The sequence below is a fragment of the Streptomyces sp. NPDC052064 genome, from assembly GCF_055585925.1.
This window is the reverse complement of record NZ_JBVJJE010000004.1, coordinates 185,309-208,804: the sequence shown is the minus strand read 5'-3', so window position 1 is coordinate 208,804 and position 23,496 is coordinate 185,309. Positions and strand designations below refer to the sequence as shown.

General features: G+C 72.7%; 19 protein-coding genes. 9 read left to right on the top strand and 10 right to left on the bottom strand.

What is annotated here, in order from left to right:
* Nucleotides 1-18 precede the first annotated feature (18 nt).
* The 4 genes from ACZ6TU_RS12160 to ACZ6TU_RS12145 all read right to left on the bottom strand — a co-directional run bounded on the left by ACZ6TU_RS12160 (nucleotide 19) and on the right by ACZ6TU_RS12145 (nucleotide 6,963).
* Complete coding sequence (locus ACZ6TU_RS12160) at nucleotides 19-2,640, bottom strand: MFS transporter (protein ID WP_469548010.1); 2,622 nt, start codon at nucleotides 2,638-2,640, stop codon at nucleotides 19-21.
* A 161-nt stretch (nucleotides 2,641-2,801) separates the two neighbouring features.
* Nucleotides 2,802-3,152: a nitrite reductase small subunit NirD gene (gene nirD, locus ACZ6TU_RS12155; protein ID WP_467668733.1), complete on the bottom strand. Its 351-nt coding sequence runs from the start codon at nucleotides 3,150-3,152 to the stop codon at nucleotides 2,802-2,804.
* Nucleotides 3,149-5,746 carry a nitrite reductase large subunit NirB gene (gene nirB, locus ACZ6TU_RS12150; protein WP_469548008.1) on the bottom strand — a complete coding sequence of 866 codons (2,598 nt, stop codon included), beginning with the start codon at nucleotides 5,744-5,746 and terminating at the stop codon, nucleotides 3,149-3,151. Before nirB ends, nirD begins: the two co-directional genes overlap by 4 nt.
* Nucleotides 5,746-6,963 (bottom strand): NAD(P)/FAD-dependent oxidoreductase, encoded by a 1,218-nt coding sequence (locus tag ACZ6TU_RS12145; protein WP_469548006.1) that lies wholly within the window; start codon nucleotides 6,961-6,963, stop codon nucleotides 5,746-5,748. Before ACZ6TU_RS12145 ends, nirB begins: the two co-directional genes overlap by 1 nt.
* Before the next feature lie 164 nt (nucleotides 6,964-7,127).
* Here ACZ6TU_RS12145 and ACZ6TU_RS12140 point away from each other — a divergent pair, with 164 nt between their 5' ends.
* Entirely contained in the window at nucleotides 7,128-7,910 is a 783-nt protein-coding gene (locus ACZ6TU_RS12140; RefSeq protein ID WP_469548004.1) for a sulfite exporter TauE/SafE family protein, read from the top strand.
* Here ACZ6TU_RS12140 and ACZ6TU_RS12135 read toward each other — a convergent pair.
* On the bottom strand, nucleotides 7,907-8,818 hold the full coding sequence (locus ACZ6TU_RS12135; RefSeq protein WP_469548002.1) for an NAD(P)-dependent oxidoreductase: 912 nt from the start codon (nucleotides 8,816-8,818) through the stop codon (nucleotides 7,907-7,909). The two genes, ACZ6TU_RS12140 and ACZ6TU_RS12135, sit on opposite strands and share 4 nt — an antisense overlap.
* 103 nt (nucleotides 8,819-8,921) lie before the next feature.
* Here ACZ6TU_RS12135 and ACZ6TU_RS12130 point away from each other — a divergent pair, with 103 nt between their 5' ends.
* Nucleotides 8,922-9,314 carry a winged helix-turn-helix transcriptional regulator gene (locus ACZ6TU_RS12130; protein WP_469548000.1) on the top strand — a complete coding sequence of 131 codons (393 nt, stop codon included), beginning with the start codon at nucleotides 8,922-8,924 and terminating at the stop codon, nucleotides 9,312-9,314.
* Here the strand turns inward: ACZ6TU_RS12130 and ACZ6TU_RS12125 are convergent.
* Both ACZ6TU_RS12125 and ACZ6TU_RS12120 read right to left on the bottom strand, forming a co-directional pair.
* Entirely contained in the window at nucleotides 9,252-9,911 is a 660-nt protein-coding gene (locus ACZ6TU_RS12125; RefSeq protein ID WP_467668745.1) for a class F sortase, read from the bottom strand. The genes ACZ6TU_RS12130 and ACZ6TU_RS12125 overlap by 63 nt on opposite strands.
* 157 nt (nucleotides 9,912-10,068) lie before the next feature.
* Nucleotides 10,069-10,590 carry a hypothetical protein gene (locus ACZ6TU_RS12120; protein WP_467668747.1) on the bottom strand — a complete coding sequence of 174 codons (522 nt, stop codon included), beginning with the start codon at nucleotides 10,588-10,590 and terminating at the stop codon, nucleotides 10,069-10,071.
* Between the two features lie 271 nt (nucleotides 10,591-10,861).
* Between ACZ6TU_RS12120 and ACZ6TU_RS12115 the strand changes: the two genes are divergently transcribed.
* The gene (locus ACZ6TU_RS12115; RefSeq protein ID WP_467668749.1) at nucleotides 10,862-11,479 is read left to right on the top strand and encodes an NADPH-dependent FMN reductase; all 618 of its coding nucleotides are present in this window, start codon (nucleotides 10,862-10,864) and stop codon (nucleotides 11,477-11,479) included.
* Between the two features lie 435 nt (nucleotides 11,480-11,914).
* On the opposite strand, the gene ACZ6TU_RS12110 is transcribed toward ACZ6TU_RS12115, so the two are convergent.
* Complete coding sequence (locus tag ACZ6TU_RS12110) at nucleotides 11,915-12,334, bottom strand: gamma-glutamylcyclotransferase family protein (protein WP_467668751.1); 420 nt, start codon at nucleotides 12,332-12,334, stop codon at nucleotides 11,915-11,917.
* Between the two features lie 139 nt (nucleotides 12,335-12,473).
* On the opposite strand from ACZ6TU_RS12110, the gene ACZ6TU_RS12105 reads away from it, so the two are divergent.
* Nucleotides 12,474-14,120: a M4 family metallopeptidase gene (locus tag ACZ6TU_RS12105; RefSeq protein ID WP_467668753.1), complete on the top strand. Its 1,647-nt coding sequence runs from the start codon at nucleotides 12,474-12,476 to the stop codon at nucleotides 14,118-14,120.
* A 46-nt stretch (nucleotides 14,121-14,166) separates the two neighbouring features.
* Here ACZ6TU_RS12105 and ACZ6TU_RS12100 read toward each other — a convergent pair whose 3' ends face one another.
* The gene (locus ACZ6TU_RS12100) at nucleotides 14,167-14,877 is read right to left on the bottom strand and encodes a GntR family transcriptional regulator (protein ID WP_467668755.1); all 711 of its coding nucleotides are present in this window, start codon (nucleotides 14,875-14,877) and stop codon (nucleotides 14,167-14,169) included.
* Between the two features lie 134 nt (nucleotides 14,878-15,011).
* Between ACZ6TU_RS12100 and manD the strand changes: the two genes are divergently transcribed.
* The 5 genes from manD to ACZ6TU_RS12075 are packed head-to-tail and all read left to right on the top strand — an operon-like array spanning nucleotide 15,012 to nucleotide 21,127.
* Entirely contained in the window at nucleotides 15,012-16,220 is a 1,209-nt protein-coding gene (gene manD / locus ACZ6TU_RS12095) for a D-mannonate dehydratase ManD (protein ID WP_467668757.1), read from the top strand.
* A gap of 5 nt (nucleotides 16,221-16,225) precedes the next feature.
* Entirely contained in the window at nucleotides 16,226-17,590 is a 1,365-nt protein-coding gene (locus ACZ6TU_RS12090) for a mannitol dehydrogenase family protein (RefSeq protein WP_469547995.1), read from the top strand.
* A 57-nt stretch (nucleotides 17,591-17,647) separates the two neighbouring features.
* Complete coding sequence (locus ACZ6TU_RS12085; protein ID WP_467668761.1) at nucleotides 17,648-19,042, top strand: MFS transporter; 1,395 nt, start codon at nucleotides 17,648-17,650, stop codon at nucleotides 19,040-19,042.
* A complete protein-coding gene (locus ACZ6TU_RS12080) occupies nucleotides 19,039-20,088 on the top strand; it encodes an L-idonate 5-dehydrogenase (protein ID WP_469547992.1) in 1,050 nt (349 codons plus the stop codon). Before ACZ6TU_RS12085 ends, ACZ6TU_RS12080 begins: the two co-directional genes overlap by 4 nt.
* 52 nt (nucleotides 20,089-20,140) lie before the next feature.
* Nucleotides 20,141-21,127, top strand: a complete 987-nt coding sequence (locus tag ACZ6TU_RS12075; protein WP_467668765.1) for a sugar kinase — start codon at nucleotides 20,141-20,143, stop codon at nucleotides 21,125-21,127.
* Between the two features lie 10 nt (nucleotides 21,128-21,137).
* Here the strand turns inward: ACZ6TU_RS12075 and ACZ6TU_RS12070 are convergent, their stop codons facing one another.
* Nucleotides 21,138-23,456 carry a molybdopterin oxidoreductase family protein gene (locus ACZ6TU_RS12070; RefSeq protein ID WP_467668767.1) on the bottom strand — a complete coding sequence of 773 codons (2,319 nt, stop codon included), beginning with the start codon at nucleotides 23,454-23,456 and terminating at the stop codon, nucleotides 21,138-21,140.
* Nucleotides 23,457-23,496: the final 40 nt, after the last annotated feature.

The window sequence follows — 23,496 nt, the reverse complement described above, 5'->3', positions numbered from 1 at the left end:
AGTCGGCCGGGGTTCCGCCTACTCGGCCGGGTGGGACAGTTCCATGTCGTGGCCGTCCACGCCGCGGCCGCTCACCGTCAGCGCTGTGGCCACCGGGGGGTAGCCGGTCGCGATGACCGTGTACTCGCCGCTGTCCAGGTCGGTGAAGGCGTAGGCGCCGTCCGACTCGGTGACGGCCGTGCCGACCACATTGCCCGCCGCGTCCACCAGTGTCACCCGGGCGTCCGCGAGAGGGCCGTGCGGGGACCGTACGACGCCCTGGAGATGGGCGCCGAAGTCGAGGTCGACCTCGATGTGGGTGGCCCCGCTGCCGCCGATCTCGACGGGCAGGGCGCGCGGGCGGAACCCGGCGGCGTTCACCGCGACGGTCACCGTCCCGGCCGCCACCTCGCCGAAGGAGAACTCGCCCTGTTCGCCGGTGGCCTGAGTGGCCAGCAGATCACCGCGCACGTCCGTCACGATCACCATCGCGTCCTTCACGGGCAGCGACGTCTCGGCGGCCCGCACGACACCGCTCAGACCACTGGTGCCGCTCAGCAGGATGTCGTACGCCACCGGGTCCTCGTGCACGACGACCGTCGAGGCCTGCGGCTGGAAGCCGTCGGCGGAGGCGATCAGGACGTACGAACCCGTGCCCGGCGCGGTCACGGCGTAGGCACCGTCGGCCCGGGCGACCGCGCGGCCCAACTGCCGTCCGCCGAGGGAGATCAGCGTGACCGCGGCCCGCGGGACCGGCGCGCTCCCGGTCCGGCGGACGAAGCCGCGCACCGGGATCCCGCCGGCGGAGGGTTCCGCCTCGGATCGGGCCGGCGCGGGCACCTGCGCGGAGGCCGCGGCCTTCTCGGCCCGGGGCTTCTCGACCGGAGTCCTCGTGACATCGACCGGCGTCTTCTCGACATCGACCGGCGTCTTCGTGACATCCGCCGGGGTCTTCTCGACCAGGGCCGAGGCCGGGGCCGCCGCGCCCTCCTCGGCGGCGCGGGCCTGCAGGCCGGACACCTGACGCAGCGGTACCTCCTTGATGAACAGGGCCAGCAGGAAACCCAGCACCAGCACCGCCGCGGCGGTCAGGAACACCACGTGCATCGAGTCGGCGAAGCCCATCTTGAACGGCGCGGCGAGCCGCGGGTCGAGCTTCTGGATGAACGACGAGTCGCTGAGCACCTGTGTGGCGCCGGACGAGCCGTGCCCCTGCACCATGTCCAGCACCGGCCGGTTCGCCGGGTCGGCACGGACCGCCGGGTCCCGCAGGGCCGCCTGGAAGGAAGCGGTGCGGCCGACCGACGTGAAGGCGTCCGCGATCTTCCCGGGGACGTGGGTGAACAGCAGGGTGGTGAACACGGCCGTGCCGGCCGTGCCGCCCATCTGCCGGAAGAACGTGGACGACGCGCTCGCCACGCCCATGTCCTGCGGCGGCACCGCGTTCTGCATCGCCAGGACCAGCGTCTGCATGCAGCAGCCGAGCCCGAGGCCCAGGACGAGCATGTAGATCATCGTCTCCCGCAGCGGAGTGTCCCAGTCCACCCGTACGGCGAACAGCAGCAGGGCCACGACCATCAGCGCGGTGCCGACGATCGGGAGGAACTTGTACCTCCCGGTCCTGGACGTGACCTGGCCGGAGACGATCGAGGCGCTCATCATGCCGACGACCAGCGGCAGCATCTGCAGGCCCGAGGTGGTCGGGGTGGCTCCCTTCACGATCTGCAGGTACTGCGGGATCATCATCATCCCGCCGAACATCCCCATGCCGACGATCAGCAGCACCACGCTGACCAGGCTGAACATCCCGTTGCGGAACAGCCGGACCGGGATCAGCGCGTCATCGCCCACCCGCCGCTCCACGAGGACCCACAGCAGCAGGCCGACCGCCGCCACCGCGTAGCACACCACGGACTTCGTCGACGTCCAGCCCCAGTCGCGGCCCTGCTCGGCCACCAGCAGCAGCGGCACGACGCCGAGGGCGATGGTCAGCGCGCCCCAGACGTCGATCCGCCGGTCGAGCCGGGTGTGCGGCACATTGAGCACCTTGGCGACCACGACCAGCGCCAGCAGGCCGATCGGCACGTTCACCAGGAACACCCAGCGCCAGCCGGTGATCCCCAGGATGCTGCCCCGGCCGGACAGAAACCCGCCGATGAGCGGGCCGAGCACGCTGGAGGTGGCGAAGGTCGCCAGCAGGTAGCCCTGGTAGCGGGCGCGCTCCCGCGGCGGCACGATGTCACCGATGATCGCCAGCACCAGCGACATCAGGCCGCCCGCGCCGAGTCCCTGGAACGCCCGGAACCAGGCCAGTTCGGTCATCGACGTGGCGAACGAGCACGCCGCCGAACCCACCACGAAGATGCTGATGGCGGTCAGGAAGTACGGCTTGCGGCCGTGCAGGTCGGACAGCTTGCCGTACAGCGGTGTGGTGATCGTCGAGGTGATGAGGTACGCCGTGGTCGCCCACGCCTGCTGGCTCAGGCCGTGCAGATCGTCGGAGATCGTGCGGATCGCGGTACTGACGATCGTCTGGTCCAGGGCGGCCAGGAACATCCCCAGCAGCAGACCACTGAGAATGGTCAGGATCTGCCGGTGGGTCAGCCCGCCAGGCGGGGACGTCGGGGCCGCCTCCTCGGGTACGGCTGCGGTTTCGGTCATCCCGCAACCCTAGAAGGGGATTACTTGCCCTTAGCAATTCAATGCCCCAAGCAACCGTAAAGCTTCGATTTACCCGGCCGGAAACCTGCGCGCGCAGGACCCCCGCCCGGCCACGGAGGCCGACGGGGATCCTGCGCGCGGTGCTTTCTTGGGGCGGACCGTCAGGCGGTGCGCACCTTGTACGTCGTCACTTGGACCTCCTCGTCGTCCAGGCACTGCCCGGACTCCAGGTCGAAGCGCTGCTTCAGCAGCGGGGAGGCGACGAACGGGCGGCCCTGGTGGGTGCCGGTCAGGCCGCGGGAGAGGACCGCCGCGCCGGTGAACGGGTCGCGGTTGTCGACGGCGAACAGCTCACCGGAGCGGTCCCGGAAGATCGCCGCCTGGCGGCCGTCCGGCAGCAGTGCCGCCACCCCGCGGCCCGGGAGCAGCATGCTCAGGTCGCAGACCGCGAACCAGTCACCGTCCAGAGCGAGTTCGACCTTCAGATCAGTGGTCTCGGGTGCCAGGGTCATCGCTGGGCGCTTCCTTCCAGTACGTCTTCGGCGGGTCGCATACCGATGGACAGCAGCGGCAGGTCGGGCTTCATCTGGTCGCGCTCGGGCACGAACGCGACGACCGGGTCGGGGGTGTCCGGCGCGTTCACGAAGGACACGAACCGGGCCAGCTTCTCGGGGTCGTTGATGGTCTCGGCCCATTCGTCGCGGTAGTGCGCGACGTGCGCCTGCATCAGCTTCTCCAGCTCGTCGCAGATGCCGAGCGAGTCGTGGACGACGACGTCCCGTACGTGGTCCAGGCCGCCGGGGATCCGCTCCAGCCAGGTCGAGGTGCGCTCCAGGCGGTCGGCCGTACGGATGTAGAACATCAGGAACCGGTCGATCAGCCGGACCAGTTCGGCGTCCGACAGGTCCTGCGCGAGCAGGTCCGCGTGGCGCGGGGTGGCGCCGCCGTTGCCGCCGACGTAGAGGTTCCAGCCGTTGGCGGTGGCGATCACGCCGAAGTCCTTCGACTGGGCCTCGGCGCACTCGCGCTGGCAGCCGGAGACGGCCGACTTCAGCTTGTGCGGGGAACGCAGGCCCCGGTAGCGCAGCTCCAGGTCGATCGCCATGCGGACGGAGTCCTGGACGCCGTAGCGGCACCAGGTCTGACCGACGCAGGACTTCACCGTGCGCAGCGACTTGCCGTAGGCGTGGCCGGACTCGAAGCCGGCGTCGACCAGGCGGGCCCAGATCAGGGGCAGCTGCTCGACGCGGGCGCCGAACATGTCGATCCGCTGGCCGCCGGTGATCTTCGTGTATAGGCCGAAGTCGCGGGCGATCTCGCCGATCACGATCAGCTTCTCCGGGGCGATCTCACCGCCGGGGATGCGCGGTACGACCGAGTACGAGCCGTTCTTCTGGAGGTTGGCCAGGAAGTGGTCGTTGGTGTCCTGGAGGGCGGCCTGCTCACCGTCCAGGACGTAGCCGCTCGCGCCGATCGTCGGAGCGAGGGAGGCGATGATCGAGCCGACGGCCGGCTTGCAGATCTCGCAGCCGCTGCCGCCCCTGGCCTCCTCGCGGCCGTGGCGGTCCAGCAGGTCCTGGTAGCTGTTGATGCGCAGGGCGAGGACGATCTCGTACAGCTCCTCGCGGGTCTGCGAGAAGCAGCCGCACAGGCCCTTGTCGACCTCGACGCCGCTGGCCTCCAGCTCGGCGGTGACGAGCTGGCCGAGGACCTTGACGCAGGAGCCGCAGCCGGTGCCGGCCTTGGTGCACTTCTTCACCTCGGGCACGGTCGTGCACTGGTGGTCGGTGACCGCGCCGCGGATCGTGCCCTTGGAGACGTTGTGGCAGGAGCAGATGATCGCGTCGTCCGGCAGCGCGGACGGGCCGAGCTGCGCCGGGGCGCCCGCGCCGGCGGGCAGGACGAGGGCCTCGGGCGCGACCGGCGGGACCGAGCCGGTGAACGCCTTCAGCGTGCCGTACGCCTCCGCGTCGCCGACCAGGATGCCGCCGAGCAGCGTGCCGTCGCGGCCGATGACCAGCTTCTTGTACAGGCCCGCGCGGGAGTCGGAGTAGACGACGTCCAGGCAGTCCTCGGCGGTGCCGTGCGCGTCACCGAAGGACGCCACGTCCACGCCGAGCAGCTTCAGCTTGGTGGACAGGTCGGCGCCGGTGAAGGCGGCCTCGTCCGCCGCGATCGTCGCGGCGGCCGTCTCGGCCTGCTCGTAACCGGGGGCCACCAGGCCGTACACCCGGCCGTCGGCGGCCAGCGCGCACTCGCCGATCGCGAACACATGCGGGTCGTTCACCGTGCGGCACTGTTCGTCGACCGCGATGCCGCCGCGCTCGCCGACCGTCAGGCCGCAGTCGCGGGCCAGCTGGTCGCGGGGGCGGACACCGGCGGAGAACACCACCAGGTCGGTGGAGAGTTCGGAGCCGTCGGACAGCTTCATGCCGGTCACGGCGCCGTCCTCGCCGACGACGATCTCCTGCGTGCCGACGCCCGTGTGGACGCTCAGGCCCATCTCCTCGATGGTGCGCAGCAGGGCGGCGCCGCCGCCCTCGTCGACCTGGACGGGCATCAGGCGGGGCGCGAACTCCACGATGTGGGAGGTGAGTCCGAGACCCTTCAGCGCCCCCGCGGCCTCCAGGCCGAGCAGACCGCCGCCGACCACGGCACCCGTCGTCGCCTTCTTGGCGTACTCCTCGATGGCGAGGAGGTCCTCGATCGTGCGGTAGACGAAGCAGCCCTCGGCGTCCTTGTTGGGAACCGGCGGCACGAACGGGTACGAGCCGGTGGCCAGGACGAGCACGTCGTAGTCGACGACGAGACCGGAGCGGGCGGTCACCCTGCGCGCCTCGCGGTCGATGGTCTCCGCCGGGTCACCGACGCGCAGCTCGATGCCGTGGTCCTCGATGAACCGCAGGTCCGTCATGGACAGGTCCTCGGGCGTCTTGCCCGAGAAGTACGAGGTGAGCTGCACGCGGTCGTAGGCAGGACGCGGCTCCTCACAGAGCACGACCACGCGGTGCGTGGCGGTCAGGCCGCGCTCGGCGAGCGCTTCGAGGAAGCGCTGGCCGACCATGCCATGGCCGACGAGCACGATCGTGGGGGTGTCCGTGGACATCAGGAGCCTCCATCATTGGTAAGCAGGTGGAGCAGGGGGCCGCCGTCGGAGGGGAGCGGCTCTGCTCCCTCCCAGGCGCGCGCGAGCGCGCCGACGGTGCCGAGTTCGCCGACGAGGACCCCGCCGACCAGGCGGTCGTCGCGGACGACGACCTTGCGGTAGGTGCCGCGGGTGGCGTCGGTGAGCTGGACGACGTCGTCGCCCGGGAGCGCCTCCGTCTCGCCGAACGCGGCGAGGTCGAAGGGGCTGTCGTGCCCGTTCAGCGTGAGCCGCGTCAGGGAGCGGGTGCCGGTGTAGCGGGCGTCCGCGTTGCCGGCGAGCAGCTCCGCGAGCGCGTCGGCCTGTTCGAGTGCGGGAGTGGCGAGGCCGTAGAGGACACCGTCGTGCTGGGCGCAGTCCCCGATGGCGTGGATGTACGGGTCGGAGGTGCGCAACTCGTCGTCGACGACGACGCCCTTGCGGACGTCCAGGCCGGCGGCCTGCGCGAGACCCACCCGGGGGCGGACGCCGCAGGCCACGACGACGAGGTCGGCGTCGAGGGCGAACCCGTCGGCCATCTCCACGGAGCGGACGGCGCCGCCGACGCAGCGCACGTCCCGTACGCGGCACTCGGTGTGCACCTCGACGCCCAGGTCGGTCAGGTGCCGCTTGACGAGCTTCGACGCGGCCGGGTCGAGCTGGCGCTCCATCAGCCGCTCGGACTGCTGGGCGAGGACGACCTGGGCGCCGCGCAGGGCGAGCGCGCGGGCCGCGGAGACTCCGAGGAGCCCGCCGCCGATGACGACCGCCCGTGCCCCCGGCCGGACCGCCTTGGACAGGCCCAGGCAGTCGTCCATGGTCCGGAAGGCGTGGACGCCCTCGGGCAGCACGTGGTCGGGGGTGAACAGGCCGCGCAGGGGCGGTAGGACGGGGTTGGATCCGGTGGCGAGGACGAGCCGGTCGTATGCGATCACCGTGCCGTCGGCGCACTCGACGGTCCGACCGTCGCGGTCGATGCCGGTGACCCGGCCGCGCGTGGCCCGCGCGGGCGCCGGCAGGGAGATCACCTCGGGGCTGTAACGTCCGGCCAGCACCTCGGCGAGCAGCACCCGGTTGTACGGCTGGTGCTCCTCCTCGCCGATCAGCAACGCGGGCGTGCCGAGCTCACCGAGCCGCCGGGCGATCCGTACGCCCGCGAGGCCGGTGCCGATCACCACCACACGCTCATTCGAGGTCATGTCCTTGAGCGTGCGGTGCCGGTGTTTCCCGGCAGCATCACGACTGTTTCCCACGGGGAACGCTGCCCTCAGCGGGGGCCGGGGCCGGATGTGAGGGTTCCTGGGGTGCGGCGACGGCGGGCTGTGAGGACAGCGTCGCACAGCCGTCGCATAGGCTCCCGATCATGCCCGACATATCGCTGACCATGATCGCCGTGCTCTGCGTCGCGGCTCTCGCCGCCGGGTGGATCGACGCCGTGGTCGGCGGCGGTGGGCTCCTGCTGCTGCCGGTGCTGCTGCTCGGGCTGCCGGCGAACACGCCGGCCGCGCACGCCCTGGGTACCAACAAGGCGGTCGCCATCGTGGGCACGACGGGCGCGGCGGTGACATACGTCCGCAAGGCCCCGGTGGATGTCCGTACGGCGGTGCGCATCGGGCTGGCCGCGCTCGCCGGATCGTCCGCCGGGGCCTTCTTCGCCGCCGGGATGAGCACCGACATCCTCAAGCCGGTGATCATGGTGGTGCTGCTCGGGGTCGCCGCGTTCGTGATCCTGCGGCCCGCCTTCGGCACGGCCCCCGCGACCGGCCCGGCCACCCGGCGCCAGATCCTCGCGGCGATCGGCCTCGCGGGCCTCGGCATCGGCTTCTACGACGGTCTCATCGGCCCCGGCACCGGGACGTTCCTGGTCCTCGCCCTGACCGCCGTGCTCCACCTCGACCTCGTCACGGCCTCCGCCACCGCCAAGATCGTCAACTGCTGCACCAACGCGGGCGCCCTCGCCACGTTCGCCTGGCAGGGCGCGGTCCTGTGGCAACTGGCCGCCCTGATGGCCGTGTTCAACCTGGCCGGTGGCACCCTCGGCGCCCACACCGCCCTGAAGCAGGGCAGCGGCTTCGTACGCGTCGTGCTGCTGACGGTGGTGTTCGCGCTGGTGGCGAACCTGGCGTACGAGCAGTGGCTGGCCTAGGGCCGGCCGGACAGGCCCTGGGGCCGCAGGTCCAGCAGCTCGATGATGCCCGTGCCGTCCTCGTCGCCGTGCCCTTGGGCGAAGCGCCGCTCCATCAGGGCCAGGTACGGCGTCAGCAGCTCCGGGCTCACCCGCTGCTCCTCGGCCGTGCGCAGCAGCGTGGCGTTGCCCGCGACCTGCATGGCGAGGTTGGAGACGACGTTCCTGGTGTAGTCGCCGCTCTGAAGCTGGTCGGCGGTCTGGTGCACGGCCAGGGCCATCGCGGTCAGCCAGTCCACGAGCAGCGGCGCGAAGTCCTTCGGCGCGATGTCCTCCGGGCGGATCAGCGCGAAGGCGTGCGTGACACCCGCGAACATGCCGTTCATCGCGCTGAGCAGCGCCACGTCGTGCAGCGCGGCGAAGCCCGGGTCGGCACCGACGTACCGGGTGCCGGCCGGGACGGCGAGGGTGTCCCGGTGCTCCTCGAACAGCTCGGGGGAGCCGCTGTAGAACACGTACCCGCCGGACTCCGGGGCCCCGATCATCGGCGGGACGGCCATGATCCCGCCGTCCAGGAAGCGGGCGCCGCGCGCTTCGGCCCAGGCGGCGCGGCTGCGGCCCTCGCCGGGCGTGCCCGTGGTGAGGTTCACCAGGTCCCGTCCCGCGAGAGAGGCCCCGTCGAGGGCCTCGCCCACGGAGGCGTCGTCGAGCAGACAGGCGATCACGAGCCGGTTCGCGGCCACCGCCTCGGCGGCGGTCCGGGCGACGGTGGCGCCCTCGGCGGCGAGGGGTTCGGCCCGGGATGCGGTGCGGTTCCAGACGGTCACGGGGTGTCCTGCGGCGAGCCAGGCGCGGGCCAGGGCCGTGCCCATGTCGCCGGTGCCGAGGAGGGTGAGAGGGGTGCGGGAGGCAACTGCGTTGTCGGTCATGGCGTTTAGGCTCGTCCGAGGGGAGCGCCCGCTCAAGTACGCACTTGGAAGTGGGTGGTTACCCCGGGGGAAGGGTCCAGGCAGGAGAAGGGGAGGGCTCGGCATGGGGACGACGGGGCGGCGGCCGGGGGTGTACGTCTGCGGGATCGACGCGGCGATGGACGTGATCGGCGGCAAGTGGAAGGTGCTGATTCTCTGGGCGCTGAACGAACGGCCGTGCCGCTTCGGCGAGCTGCGCCGCGAGCTGCCCGGGATCACCGAGAAGGTGCTCGCCTCGCATCTGCGGGAGATGGAGGCCGACGGGCTGGTGCACCGCGAGGCGTACGACGAGGTGCCGCCCCGCGTGGAGTACTCGCTGACACCCCGGGGCGTGTCCCTGAACGAGGCACTGGAACCGCTGGGGGCCTGGGGGAGGGCCAACGTCCTGGGAGGATCACCGGCTGCCGGTCAGATGCGCGAAGACCACGACGTTCCCCTGGTACCCGGAGCCGCGTGAATAGCCGCCGCCGCAGGTGATGACCCGCAGTTCTGGGCGGCGGGCGGCGCCGTAGACCTTCTCGTCGGGGAAGTCCTTCGCCGCGTACACCACCACGGCGTCCACGGTGAACACCGCGACGCCGCCGTCCCGCCGGTCCACCTCGATCGTGCTGCCCTTGGCCAGGGCGCCGAGGCGGTAGAAGACGGCCGGGCCGTCGGCGTTGTCGACGTGGCCGGCGATGATGGCGGTGCCCCGCTCGCCGGGTGTGGTGCCGGCCTCGTACCAGCCGGCGAGGTTCTTCCGGGCGGCCGGCGGTACGTCGAGACTGCCGGTCCTGGTCAGGCCGAGCCCCGTCAGCGGCGCGTTCACCCGGATCGCCGGGATGCGGACGCGGCCGGGCGGCGAGGGCGGCAGCGCGGGCACGGCGGGCCGCTCACCGGCCCGGCCGTCCTGCCCGGCGTGGGCCTGCGCGGCGGAGGGCTGCGGCGGGGCGTGCGTCTCGGCGCCGTTGCGCAGCAGCCATGCCCCGGAGCACAGGGCGAACACCGTGACGGCCGCCATGGCGGCGTTGGCCGGGTTGCCGAACCTGGTGCCGTACCTGGGGAACCTGCGCATGGCCGACCCTTTCCTGATCCCCGATAGCCGTCCGGTTTCCGACCTCCCACCCTCTGTCCCGGGGGCCGCCCCGTGCCCCCCTCCGGGCCGCGAGGGGCGTCGGACCCGGAAGGGGAGGGGACGTGCGGTACCGGCGACGGACAGCGGAGGGTGTCCGTCAGAACCCGTCGCCTCTCGCCCGGCGATGCAGGAGCCAGGTACCGCCCGCGGCGGCGACGGCGAGGGCCGCCACACCGGCCGCGGTCTGCACGGGATCGGGGCCCAGGGCGCCGCCGACCCCCGTCTTCACACTCCCCCTGGGATGGACCTGCGGGCGCCCGGACGTCAGCGTGACCACCAGGTCACCGGTGATCCGCCGGCCGCTCCCGGTGCACGTCGCCGTGATCTCGTACGTCCCCGGCTGCGCGCTCGGCGGCACCCTGAACCGCCCGGTCGCGTCCTGATCGTGCGGACCCGGCGCGAGGCCGAGGGAGCCGGCCCCGACCGCGCTGGCGTCCCCCGTCGCCGTGCCGCCGTCGCCGCAGGCCGCCGTGCGCACCGTGACCTGTCCGCCCGGGACGACCGAGGACGGGTACACCTCCACGTCACCGGCGGGTGCGCCGTACACGGGGGCGGCGGCGAGAGCCGCGGCGGCGACGGCGAGTGCGATGCCGGTCAGCGGCCGGGCGGTACGTCGCATCGGTGCTCCTTCGAGCTGTTCGTTCGTGCACCTGCCTTTCCGAGGTAACGGGCAGCGGGGTGGCCGCGCTTTCTGATGGGGCGTCAGAATTGGGGTGAATGGGTGTCAGGGTGAGGCGGACCGGCTGACCCTCGAAGGCGTTTGGGCAGGTCACGGGCGGTCGGCGGGCGGGTTGTGGAAAAGCGCGGGGCGCGCGTGTGAACGGGTGACCCGGGTGCCGTGCCCATCAGGGCTTGACCTCGAGGAAGGTTGAGGTATGAGGCTGTGCCGCATGAACACAGCCGTTACGAACACGCCCACCCCTGCCCAGCCCGCGACCGAACCCCTCAGGGTGACCCTCGTCGTCGGCAGCAACCGCCACGGCCGCTTCGGCCCGGTCGTCGCCGACTGGCTCCTCGACCACCTCCGGGACCGGGACGACCTGGTCGCCGAGGTCGTGGACGTCGCCGATGTCGACCTGCCGATGTCCTTCGAACCGACCCCCGAGGCGACCGCCGCGCTGTCCGGCGTCACCCCGAAGCTGGCCCGCGCGGACGCCTTCGTGGTTCTCACCCCCGAGTACAACCACTCCTTCCCAGCAGGCCTGAAGAACCTCGTCGACTGGCACTTCGGCGAGTGGCGGGCCAAGCCCGTCGCCCTCGTCTCCTACGGCGGACTGGCCGGCGGCCTGCGCGCCGTCGAGCACCTCCGCCAGGTCTTCGCCGAGCTCCACGCCGTGACGGTCCGCGACACCGTCTCCTTCCACAACGCCGGCGCGTCCTTCGACGACGCGGGCACCCTGCACGACCCGTCCGGCCCGGACGCGGCGGCGAAGACCATGCTGGACCAACTCGTCTGGTGGGGGAGGGCGTTGCGCGAGGCCAGGGCGAAGGCGCCGTACGCGGGCTGAGCCCCGGGCTTGCGACTGAGTGGGGGCGCGGTGTCGGGCGGCCGGCATTCTGCTCGCGGTGCTGGGCGGCCGGGTGTCTGCTCGCGGGTGTTGGTGGTGCTGGGCGGCCGGGCTTCTGCTGGCGGAAGTTCGCGGTGCCGGGGCCGCCGGGCTAACTGCTCGCGGGTGTTGGCGGTGCCGGGCAGCCCGGCTTCGCGCCGTCGCTCGCCGCAGCCCGGCTCTGCGTCGTTGTGCCCGGCTGTGCGCTGCCGCCCACCGCCGCGCCGCTGCCGCCCACCGCCGCGCCGCAGCCGGCCGCAGCCCGCCGCGGCGCCCGCGGCCCCCGCGGGCGCCGCGGCGGGCGCTCGCGGTTACCGGCCGTCCCGGCTCCCGACCGCGCGCACCGTAAGAACCCGCACCCGCACCCGCACCCGCATCCGCGCCCGGGCCTCGCTCTCATCCCCGCGCCCGCCAGTCCCCGCCCGTGATCGGCCTCCCCCGGGTCCGGAGCCGTGCGGCGACGGCGGGTGCGGCGACGTACACCCAGGCCCGGACCGCCGCCCCGTCCGCGTCGCGTACGACCTTCCGCTCGACCCGCTCGTACAGGCTGCGCGGGTCGCCCGGCACGTAGTCCTCCAGCCGGTCCAGCTCGGCGAGCAACTCCCCGTATGTCTCCGGGTGTCCGGTCACCAGCTCCCCGCGCACGACCCCGCCGCCGCCCGGCTCCTCGACCGCGTAGGGATAGCCCGGCCCCTCGTACAGCACCGCGCCCGAGAGCCGCCCCGGTACCTCGGAGCGGGTGCGGCCGCGCAGGAAGAGGTCGTGGTTGACCTCGCCGGGGCGGAGGGTGCCGTAGACGAAGAAGGGGAGGGTCACAGGAACGATTCTCCACCCTCACACACCTGCACACGGGGCCTATGGACATGCCATGTCCGGGCCGCCTTAACTCGCGGTCAACATCAACGCCGCACCCGGTCGACCCCACGCGACCGGGTGCGCCCGTATGAGGAGACCGATGAGTCGGATACGTCACGTCCGAGGGTCCCGTCTCGCCATCACAGGCGTGGCCGTCACCGGCACCGCCGCCCTGCTGGCCGCCGCGCTCTCACCCACCGCCCTGGCGGAGGACCGGCCGACCCGGTCCGACGCGATCGAGAGCGCCGAGACGGTCCTCGCCGACCGGGCCGCGGAACTGGGCCTCACCTCGGCCCAGCAGACGAAGGTCCGGGACGTGGTCGTCGACGAGGACGGCACCCGGCACGTCCGCTACGACCGCACGTACCACCGACTCCCGGTCCTGGGCGGTGACTTCGTACTCCATCTGAACCCGGACGGCACGTACCGCGGCACGAGCCGGGCGACGAAGTCGGCGCTCTCCCTCAAGAGCGTCACCCCGAAGGTGAGCGCCCCGAAGGCCGCCGACCTGGCCGCGAGCCTGCTGCGCGCCGCGCACCTCGGCGAGACCCTGAAGAAGCTGACCGCCAAGCCGCGGCTGGTCGTCGACGCCCTGCACGGCGCCCCGAAGCTGGCCTGGCAGACCGATGCGGTGGCGCACGACGGGCTCGGCAACCCGGTCGGGCACACGGTGCTGACGGACGCGACGACCGGCGACCGGATCGACGCCTGGGACACCCTGGAGTCGGCGTCGGGCGACGGCAAGTCCCTCTACGGCGGCACCGTTCCGCTGGAGACGACGAAGTCCGGGTCGACGTACCGGCTCAAGGACGCGACGCGCGGCGGCACGTACACGGGCGACGCGGCGAACAAGACGGACCAGTGCCTGCTGACCATCTGCCTGACCCGCGCCCCCGCGACGGTCTTCTCGGACGCCGACAACCACTGGGCCACGGGCGCGGACTCCGACCGCGCGACGGTCGCGGTGGACGCCCAGTACGGCACGGACGTCACCTGGGACTACTTCAAGAACCTGCACGGCCGCAACGGCATCGCCGGCGACGGCAAGGGCTCGTACAACCGCGTCCACTACGGCAAGGACTACAACAACGCCTTCTGGGACGACAACTGCTTCTGCATGACGTACGGCGACGGCGACGGCAAGCAGCTCGGACCGCTGGTGTCGCTGGACGTGGCCGGGCACGAGATGTCCCACGGCGTGACGTCGAAGACGGCGGCGCTGACGTACTCGGGCGAGTCCGGCGGCCTGAACGAGGCCACGTCGGACATCTTCGGCACGCTGGTGGAGTTCTACGCGGACAACGCCGAGGACCGGGGTGACTGGCTGATCGGCGAGAAGGTCGTCCGCTCCGGGCTCGGCCGGGAGGCCCTGCGCCGCATGGACAAGCCGTCGACGGACGGGAAGTCCGCCGACTGCTGGAGCAAGGGGCTGGGCGACCTCGACGTCCACTACTCCTCGGGCGTCGGCAACCACTTCGCGTACCTGCTCGCGGAGGGCAGCGGCGCGAAGACGATCAACGGCGTCAGCCACAACTCCCCGACCTGCGACGACTCCGCGGTGCAGGGCATCGGCCGGGCCAAGCTGGGCAAGATCTGGTACCGCGCCCTGACGGTCTACATGACGTCCTCGACGGACTACGCGGGCGCCCGTACGGCGACCCTGAACGCGGCGAAGGACCTCTACGGCAGCGGCAGCACGGAGCAGAAGGCCGTGGCGGCGGCCTGGAGCGCGGTCGACGTGGGCTGAGCCCCACCGAGACCTCGCGGGCGCACCGGCAGGTGCGCCCGCTCCGCTACTCCCAGACCACCACGTTGCGCCGCACCGGCACGGACGAGGAGCCGGTCGCGAAGAGTTCGGGTGAATGGGCCCGGATGCGCTCGATGTCGCTGAAGACGGCGCGCAGGTGCGTGCGCATGGCGGTCCGGGCCGACGCCAGGTCGCCCCCGACGACCGCGTCGAAGATCTCCCGGTGCTGGTCGGCGAAGACCGCGGGGGAGACGTTCTCGTGCAGGCCCAGGCGCCGGGCCCGGTCCAGGTGACCCTTGGCCGCGGCGACCGTGGTCCACACGTTGCCGTGGCCGCTCAGCCGCATCAGGCCCTGGTGGAAGGCCTCGTCCAGCTCGAAGAACTCCTCCAGACCGAGGCTCGGGCGCTGCTGACGCGCGAGGTTGTCCCGCAGTTCCGCGATCACCGAGTGGTCCGGCTCGGACGGCAGGGCGTCCAGCGAGGCCAGCTCGACGGCCTCCCGCAGGAACTGCGCGTCCGCGACCTGCGCCGGGTCCACCCGGGACACGAACGAGCCGATCTTGGGGAAGATCTGCACCAGCCCGTCCTGGGCCAACAGGATCAGGCTCTCCCGCACCGGGGTGCGGCTCACGCCGAGGGATGCGGCCAGCTCGTTCTCCGACAGGGCGGCGCCCGGGGGAAGTTCGAGGGTCAGCACCATCTGTCGCAGCTTCAGGTAGATGGAGCGCCGGCTGGTCCGCCGGTTCGTCTGGGCCATGTGCACATCCTACGTATCGCAGCAGAGGTATTGCTCGCCTGTGCGACAGGTGCTTGTATACAAGTGCTGTACGACAGGAGCCGCCCGCTCCCGTCGGCCCCGCCCGCTCTCAGCCGCCGTAAGGAGAGCCCTCAGTGAGCAAGATCGAGCGCGTCGAGGTCTTCGTCGCCTCCCCGGGCCGCACGTTCGTCACCCTGCGCATCACCACCACGGACGGGGTCACCGGCCTCGGCGACGCCACCCTCAACGGGCGCGAGCTGGCCGTGGCGAGCTACCTGCGCGATCACGTCGCCCCGCTGCTGACCGGCCGGGACCCGGCGCGGATCGAGGACCTCTGGCAGTACCTCTACAAGGGCGCCTACTGGCGGCGCGGACCGGTCACCATGACGGCCATCGCCGCAGTCGACACGGCCCTGTGGGACATCAAGGGCAAGACCGCCGGGCTCCCCGTCTACCAACTGCTCGGCGGACGGTCCCGGGACGGCGTCCTGGTCTACTCGCACGCCAGCGGCACCGACGTCCCCTCGCTCCTCGACGACGTCGAGCGCCACCTGGAACTCGGCTACAAGGCCGTGCGCGCCCAGGCGTCGGTCCCGGACGTCGGCGGCACGTACGGTGTCCGCAAGGGCAAGCTCTACGAACCGGCGGCCACCGACCTGCCCGACGAGCAGCCTTGGGACACCGAGGCCTACCTCGGCTTCGCGCCGACCTACCTGGAGGCCGTACGGGAGCGCTTCGGCTTCGGCTTCCACCTCCTGCACGACGTGCACCACCGCCTCACACCGATCGAGGCGGCCCGCTTCGGCAAGAGCGTCGAGGCCTGCCGGCTGTTCTGGATGGAGGACCCGACCCCGGCCGAGAACCAGGAGGCGTTCCGGCTCATCCGGCAGCACACCACGACACCGATCGCCGTCGGCGAGGTGTTCAACTCCATCTGGGACGTCCAGCACCTGATCACCGAGCAGCTCATCGACTACGTGCGCACCACCGTGGTCCACGCGGGCGGCATCACCCACCTGCGCCGGATCTTCGACCTCGCCGCGCTGTACCACGTACGCACCGGCTCGCACGGCGCCACCGATCTGTCCCCGGTCAGCATGGCCGCCGCCGTGCATCTCGACATCGCCGTGCCGAACTTCGGCATCCAGGAGCACATGGGGCATCCGGACGAGGCCCGGGAGGTGTTCCGCACGGGCGTCACCTTCGCCGACGGCATGCTGCACCCGTCGGACGAGCCCGGCCTCGGCGTCGAGTACGACGCGAAGGCCGCCGAGCGCTTCCCGTACCAGCGGCGCTATCTCCCCGTCGCGCGCCGGCTCGACGGCTCCGTGCACGACTGGTGAGCGGCGTGCACCGGCTGAACCGCGCCGCGCTCGGCGCCCTCCCGCCCGGGTCGCGTCCCCGTGTCGACCCCGCCGGACTCCGCACCCGGATCGTCCACTTCGGCATCGGGGCCTTCCACCGGGCGCACCAGGCCGTCTACACCGAGAACGCCGCTGCGTCCTCCGGCGAGCCCTGGGGCACCGCCGCGGTCGCTCCCCGGTCGGCGGCGACCGTCGACGCCCTGCGTGCGCAGGACTGCCTGTACTCGGTGGCCGAGCGCGGTCCCGAGGGCGGCGTCCCCCGTGTCGTCGGCGCGCTCACCGGCGCGTACGTGCTCGGGCGGGACGGGGCGGTCGTCGATGCCCTGCTCACCGACCCCGAGGTGACGGTGGTGACGCTCACCATCACGGAGAAGGGCTACCGAACCGCAGGTCCGGACACGGTGATCGGACGCCTGGCCGCCGGGCTGGCCGCGCGGATGCGCTCCGGTGCCGCCCCGGTCAGTGTCGTGTCCTGCGACAACATGGCGGACAACGGCGCCGTGCTGCGGACCGCGGTCCAGGACGCCGTGCGCGCCTCGGGAGGGCGGGACCAGGAGCGGATCCTGGAGCTGATCGACCGGTACGTGGCCTTTCCCGCCACCGTCGTGGACCGGATCGTCCCCGCCACCGCGACGGCCGACCTCGCGGACACCGCCACCCGGCTGGGTGTCCACGACGCGCTGCCCGTGAGCGGTGAGCCGTACCGGCAGTGGGTGCTGGAGGACCGCTTCGCCGCCCCACGCCCCCCGTGGGAGCTGGACGGAGCCCTCCTCGTCCCGGATGTCGCGCCCTACCAGCTGACCAAGCTGCGGCTGCTCAACGGCTCGCACTCCGCCCTCGCCGCGCTCGGCCTCGCGGCGGGCTGCACGACCGTCGCCGACGCGATGGCCGACGGCTGGGGCGAGCGGCTCGTCAAGGCCCTGTGCGCCGAGGTCGCCCCCACGCTGCCGGACGGCGGCCCGGACCCCGGCCGGTACGCCGACGACCTGGTCGCCCGCTTCCGCAACCCGGCCATGCGGCACCTGCTGCGGCAGATCGCCTCGGACGGCTCGCTCAAGATCACCGAGCGCTGGCTGCCGGCCCTGCGCGTCCTGCGCGAGCGCGGTGCGGCCACGCCCGTCCTCGAACTCGCCCTGGCGGGCTGGGTGAACCTCACCCGGAGCCACGGCATCCCGGACCCCGCGCAGGACGCCCTCACCGCCTGCTGGCGCACCGGAGCGGACGACACGGCCGTCGTCCGCGCGCTCCTCACCGCCGTCGGCGCGCCCGACCTCGCCGGCGACTCCGGGCTCGTCACCGCCGTCGTACGGCATCTCCCCGCCCTGCGCGCCGGACACGTGGACATCTGAGCACCATCCGAGCGCCTCCCCTCTTCCCAACCTGTCCGCCGAACAACGGAGTTCACGATGAAGGACACCAAGACCACGGCCGAGCCGGACGGTGCCGTGCGGCGCACCACGAGTGACCTGACCAAGGCCGCCGTGTCCGGCTGGCTGGGCACGGCCATGGAGTTCATGGACTTCCAGCTGTACTCGCTGGCGGCCGCGATCGTCTTCAACAAGATCTTCTTCCCGGACGTCAGCCCCGCCATCGGCCTCATCGCCGCGATGGCCACCTACGGCGTCGGCTACGTCGCCCGCCTCGCCGGCGCGGTCTACTTCGGCAGAATGGGCGACCGGCTCGGCCGCAAGAAGGTCCTGACGATCACCATCCTGCTGATGGGCGCCTCGACCACCCTCATCGGCGTCCTGCCCACCTACGCGACCATCGGCATCCTGGCGCCCGTCCTGCTCGTCGTCCTGCGGCTGGCGCAGGGCTTCGGCGCGGGCGCGGAGATCGCCGGCGCGACCGTGATGCTCGCCGAGTACGCCCCCACGCGGCGGCGCGGTCTGGTCTCCTCGCTGGTGTCGCTGGGCACCAACTCGGGCACCCTGGCCGCCTCCGGGCTGTGGGCGGTGCTGCTCGCCGTGCTCAGCGAGGAGCAACTGCTCTCCTGGGGCTGGCGGCTGCCCTTCCTGATGAGCTTCGGCCTGCTGCTGTTCGCGGTGTGGCTGCGGCGCAACCTCAAGGAGAGCCCGGTCTTCGAGGAGCGGCCCGACGTCGTGGACGGCGTGGCGATGAGCCGGCGTGAAGTGGAGTCGGCCGTCACGGAGGGGACGGGCGGCGACGCTGGACTGCTGGAGGCGGGCCTGAAGCAGCGCAAGGGCCGGGCGTTCTTCCTGGCACTCGGGCTGCGTTTCGGGCAGGCGGGCAACTCCGGGCTGATCCAGACGTTCCTCGTCGGCTACATCGCGACCGAACTCGCGGCCGAGCGCTCCGTCCCCACCGACGCCATCGTGTACGGGTCGCTGCTGGGCTTCCTCACGGTGCCGGCCATCGGCCTGCTCGGCGACCGCTTCGGACGCCGCAGGATGTATCTGGCGCTCACCGCGCTCACGGCCGTGGCCGCCTTCCCGCTGCTGATGCTGATCACCTCGGGCAGCACGCCCGCCCTGATGCTCGGCATGATCCTGGCGCTGAACATCGGCGTCCTCGGGCTCTTCGCGCTGGAGAGCGTGACGATGGCCGAACTCTTCGGCTCCCGCACCCGGTTCACCCAGCTCGCGCTGGCCAAGGAGATCGGCGGCGTCCTCGCCACCGCGATCGGGCCGGTGCTCGCGGCGAGCCTCACCGCCGCCACCGGAAGCTGGTGGCCCATCGCGGCGATGCTCGTCGTCTACTCCCTCATCACCCTCGTCAGCGCGCTGCTCTCGCCCGAGACGCGCGGGCGCGACCTCGTCCGGCTGGAGGACGCCGTATGACCCCCATGAAAGCCGTCGTCGTGCACGGCGCCGGTGACGTCCGGATCGACGAGCGGCCCCGGCCCGAGCCCGCACGGGACGAGGTGCTGCTCGCCATGGAGTGGGGCGGCATCTGCGGCTCCGACGTCGCGTACTGGAGGAAGGGCGCCTCCGGCACGGCCGCCCTCGCCCACCCCCTGGTCCTCGGCCACGAGGTCGCCGGCCGGGTCGCGGCGCTGGGCCCCGGGGTGACCGGCCTCGCCGAGGGGCAGCCCGTCACCGTCCACCCGGCCCAGCTCGTCGGCGAACTCCCCGAGCGGCTCGCCGGGCGCACCAACCTCCACGCGCACGTCCGCTACCTCGGCTCGGCGGCCCTCACCCCGCACACCGACGGCGGGTTCAGCGAGTTCCGTACGGTCCCCGCGGTCCAGGTCCGGCCGCTGCCCGACGGTGTGGACACCCAGTCGGGCGCCCTGGCGGAGCCACTGGCGGTCGCCCTGCACGCCGTGGGCCGGGCGACCGGACTGCGGGGCCGCATGGTCCTGGTGAACGGCGCCGGCCCGATCGGCTCGCTGGTCGTAGCCGCCGCCAAGCACCTCGGCGCGCGGTCGGTGTGCGCCGCCGACCTGTCCTCCGCGTCGCTCGCCGTGGCCCGCGAGATGGGCGCGGACGCGACCGTCGACATCTCCCGGGGCGAGGAACTGCCGAGGGACGTCGACGTCGTCTTCGAGGCCTCCGGCGCACCGGCCGCACTGGGGGCGGTCCTGTGCGCCACGGCCCGCGGCGGCACCCTCGTGCAGGTCGGCAACCTGCCGGGGACGGCCGAGCCCGCCGTCCTGGGCGACCTCGTCACCCGCGAGATCACCTGGATCGGCTCCTACCGCTTCGTCGACGAGATCGACGACGCCCTGCGCGCCCTGCGCGACGGCCTGGACGTCTCACCGGTCATCAGCCATCGCTTCCCGCTGGACCAGGCCGAGCAGGCCCTCGCGGTCGCGGCGGACCCGGCGAGCGCGAGCAGCAAGGTGATGCTGCGGCTCGGCGGGGGCACGCCGGTCACGGTCTGACCGCACACACGGATTCCCCCGGGCCACCCCGTCAGGAGAACAGGAGAGCACGTTGCCCCACTCGACCGCCGGTTCCCGGGCCGCCGAACCCGCCCGCGCCGAGCACACCGCGGCGGACGTCGTGTGCCTGGGCGAGACCATGGCCGTCCTCAGCCCGCCGGACGACCGGCCGCTCGCCGACCAGTCCGTGCTCCGCCTCTCCGTCGGAGGTGCCGAGTCCAACGTGGCCTGCGGGCTGGCCGCGCTCGGGCACCGCGCGGCCTGGCTGAGCCGGGTGGGCGACGACGCGTTCGGGCGGCGCGTCCGCGCGGAACTCGCGGCCCGGGGAGTCGAGGTGGGTGCCGTCGGTATCGATCCGGTGCATCCGACCGGCGTGTACTTCAAGGACCCGGGGCCGGACGCGACCCGGCCGCTGTACTACCGGAGCGGATCGGCCGCGGCCCACATGGGACCGGAACTGGCCCGGGCGCCCGAGCTGCGAGGGCCGCGCATCGCGCACGTGTCGGGCATCACCGCGGCGCTGTCCGACAGCTGCGCCCGCCTGCTGGAGGAGATCGTCGTGCGCCGCACGCCCTGGGGCGCGGCAGCGGCCCGGCCGGTCGTCTCCTTCGACGTCAACCACCGCCCCGCCCTGTGGAGGGGGCGTGACGCCGACGCGGCAGCGGCGTTGCGCGACCTGGCCCGGGCCGCGGACCTCGTGTTCGTAGGACGCGACGAGGCCGAGGCCCTGTGGGGAACGCACCACCCCGACGACATCGCGAGCCTGCTCGCCCCGGCGCCGCTCGTCGTCGTCAAGGACGCGGAGCACGGCGCGACGTCGTACGCGGCGGGCGGCGAGGTCACCTTCGCCCCCGCCCCCGCGGTCGAGGTGGTCGAACCGGTCGGCGCGGGCGACGCCTTCGCCGCCGGGTACCTGTCCGGCGTCCTGGAGGACGCCGACGAGGAGTCCCGGCTGCGCCGCGCCCATCTGTCGGCGGCGACGGCCCTGCGCAGCCGGGACGACATCCCCGATCCCGGCATGGCGGCTCCTCGGCCCTGACAGGGCGAACCTAGGGCCGCACCGCCTCCAGCCGCACCGCGCACGCCTTGAACTCCGGCATCCGGGAGGTGGGGTCGAGCGCGGGGTTGGTGAGGGAGTTGGCGCGGCCCTCACCCGGCCAGTGGAACGGCATGAAGACGGTGTCGGGGCGGATGGTGTCCGTGATCCGGGCGGGCGCCACGGCCCGGCCCCGCCGGGACACGACGGCCACCGGATCGCCCTCGGCCGCACCGAGCCGGGCCGCCAGCCGCGGATGCAACTCCACGAACGGCCCGGGTGCGGCAGCGTTCAGCTCCGCCACACGCCGGGTCTGCGCCCCGGACTGGTACTGCGCCACGACCCGCCCGGTCGTGAGCAGCACCGGGTACTCGTCATCCGGTTCCTCGGCGATGGCCCGGTGCGAGACGGGGACGAAGCGGGCGCGCCCGTCGGGGGTGGCGAAGCGGTCGAGGAAGAGGCGGGGGGTGCCGGGGTGGGCAGCAGGGTCCGCCGCGTCCCCGGTGGAGGCCGGGTGACCCGCCGTGCTCCGTTGCGCGCCGGGGCCACCCGCCCCGTCTTCGGACCCGGCCGGGCCGCCTGCCCTGTCCTCGGGTGCGCTGGGGCCGCTTGCCTGGTCTGCGGCCACGCCCGGGCCGGCTGTCCCGTCCTGGGGCCTGCCAGGGCCACCCGCCCCGTCCTCAGGCGCGCCCGGGCCGCCACCCACCGGCCCTGCCGGCACCGGCTCCACCGCCGGGCACGGCCAGAACACCCCGTTCTCCTCCACCAGCCTGCGGTACGTGATCCCCGAGTAGTCCGCGGGGCCGCCCGCGCTCGCTCGGCGGAGTTCCTCGAAGATCTCCTCGGGGTCGGTCGGGAAGCCCTTCTCCACGCCCAGGCGGGCGGCCAGTTCGTGCAGGACCTCCAGGTCGCTGCGGACGCCGTCGGGCGGGGTGATGGCCTGGCGGCGGAGCAGGACCCTGCCCTCCAGGTTGGTCGTCGTGCCCGTCTCCTCGGCCCACTGGGTGACCGGCAGGACCACGTCCGCGAGCGCCGCCGTCTCCGACAGGACCACGTCACAGACGGCCAGGAAGTCCAGGGACTTGATGCGCTCCTCGACGTGCGCGGCACGCGGCGCCGACACCACCGGGTTGGACGCCATCAGCAGCAGGGACCTGATGTCCGTGCCCAGCGCGTCCAGCAGCTCGTACGCACTGCGCCCCGGGCCGGGCAGCGCATCCGGGTCCACGCCCCACACCTCCGCGACATGCCGCCGCGCCGCCGGGTCGTCGAGCTTGCGGTAGCCGGGCAACTGGTCGGCCTTCTGGCCGTGTTCGCGGCCGCCCTGCCCGTTGCCCTGCCCGGTCAGGCAGCCGTACCCGGACAGCGGGCGGCCCGCCCGGCCGGTCGCCAGGCACAGGTTGATCCACGCGCCCACCGTGTCGGTGCCCTTGGACTGCTGCTCGGGCCCGCGTGCCGTGAGCACCATCGCCGACTCGGGCTCGCAGAACATCCGTACTGTCTCCCGCAGTTCGGGGACGGACACCCCCGTGATCCGCTCCACGTACTCCGGCCAGTGCGCCATCGCGGCGGCCCTGGCGTCCTCCCAGCCCACGGTCCGCTCCTGGACGTACCCCTCGTCCACCCGCCCCTCGGCGATCACCAGATGCAGCAGGCCCAGGGCGAGCGCCAGGTCCGTGCCAGGCCGGGGCGCCAGGTGCAGGTCCGCCTGCTCGGCGGTCTTGGTGCGGCGCGGGTCGATGACGATCAGCGTGCCGCCGTTCTCCTTCAGCTCGTTGAAGAACCGCAGGGACGGCGGCATGGTCTCCGCGAGGTTCGACCCGACCAGGATCACGCAGCCGGTCTTCGGGATGTCCTCCAGCGGGAACGGCAGCCCACGGTCGAGACCGAACGCCTTGATGCCGGCCGCCGCGGCCGACGACATGCAGAAACGGCCGTTGTAGTCGATCTGGGACGTGCCGAGCACGACCCGCGCGAACTTGCCGAGCGTGTACGCCTTCTCGTTCGTCAGACCGCCGCCGCCGAACACCCCGACCCCGTCCGGCCCGTACTCCGCGCGGGTCCGGCGCAGCCCCTCGGCGATCCGGTCCAGCGCCTCGTCCCAGGAGGCCGGCACCAGCGTGCCCCCGTCGCGCACCAGCGGTGAGGTCAGGCGCACGTTCGAGGCCAGCACCGCCGGCGCCGTACGGCCCTTGCCGCACAGCGCGCCCCGGTTCACCGGGAAGTCCGTACGCTCGCTCACCTCGACGGTCCCGTCGGGCGCGGGAGTCAGGTTCATGCCGCACTGCAAGGCGCAGTACGGGCAGTGCGTGGGCGTGGCGGTGGTCTGCATACCCTTCAGCGTGCTTCGGCCGTGTTACGCCCGGGACGGT

Excerpts from the sequence above, each read along its gene's own strand:
- ACZ6TU_RS12125 (WP_467668745.1), bottom strand. The coding sequence starts at position 9,911 with ATGCGCAGGTTCCCCAGGTACGGCACCAGGTTCGGCAACCCGGCCAAC.
- nirB (WP_469548008.1), bottom strand. The coding sequence starts at position 5,746 with ATGTCCACGGACACCCCCACGATCGTGCTCGTCGGCCATGGCATGGTC.
- ACZ6TU_RS12120 (WP_467668747.1), bottom strand. The coding sequence starts at position 10,590 with ATGCGACGTACCGCCCGGCCGCTGACCGGCATCGCACTCGCCGTCGCC.
- nirD (WP_467668733.1), bottom strand. The coding sequence starts at position 3,152 with ATGACCCTGGCACCCGAGACCACTGATCTGAAGGTCGAACTCGCTCTG.
- ACZ6TU_RS12160 (WP_469548010.1), bottom strand. The coding sequence starts at position 2,640 with ATGACCGAAACCGCAGCCGTACCCGAGGAGGCGGCCCCGACGTCCCCG.
- ACZ6TU_RS12100 (WP_467668755.1), bottom strand. The coding sequence starts at position 14,877 with ATGGCCCAGACGAACCGGCGGACCAGCCGGCGCTCCATCTACCTGAAG.
- ACZ6TU_RS12140 (WP_469548004.1), top strand. The coding sequence starts at position 7,128 with ATGCCCGACATATCGCTGACCATGATCGCCGTGCTCTGCGTCGCGGCT.
- ACZ6TU_RS12070 (WP_467668767.1), bottom strand. The coding sequence starts at position 23,456 with ATGCAGACCACCGCCACGCCCACGCACTGCCCGTACTGCGCCTTGCAG.
- ACZ6TU_RS12115 (WP_467668749.1), top strand. The coding sequence starts at position 10,862 with ATGAACACAGCCGTTACGAACACGCCCACCCCTGCCCAGCCCGCGACC.
- ACZ6TU_RS12105 (WP_467668753.1), top strand. The coding sequence starts at position 12,474 with ATGAGTCGGATACGTCACGTCCGAGGGTCCCGTCTCGCCATCACAGGC.
- ACZ6TU_RS12080 (WP_469547992.1), top strand. The coding sequence starts at position 19,039 with ATGACCCCCATGAAAGCCGTCGTCGTGCACGGCGCCGGTGACGTCCGG.
- ACZ6TU_RS12085 (WP_467668761.1), top strand. The coding sequence starts at position 17,648 with ATGAAGGACACCAAGACCACGGCCGAGCCGGACGGTGCCGTGCGGCGC.
- ACZ6TU_RS12135 (WP_469548002.1), bottom strand. The coding sequence starts at position 8,818 with ATGACCGACAACGCAGTTGCCTCCCGCACCCCTCTCACCCTCCTCGGC.
- ACZ6TU_RS12130 (WP_469548000.1), top strand. The coding sequence starts at position 8,922 with ATGGGGACGACGGGGCGGCGGCCGGGGGTGTACGTCTGCGGGATCGAC.
- ACZ6TU_RS12145 (WP_469548006.1), bottom strand. The coding sequence starts at position 6,963 with ATGACCTCGAATGAGCGTGTGGTGGTGATCGGCACCGGCCTCGCGGGC.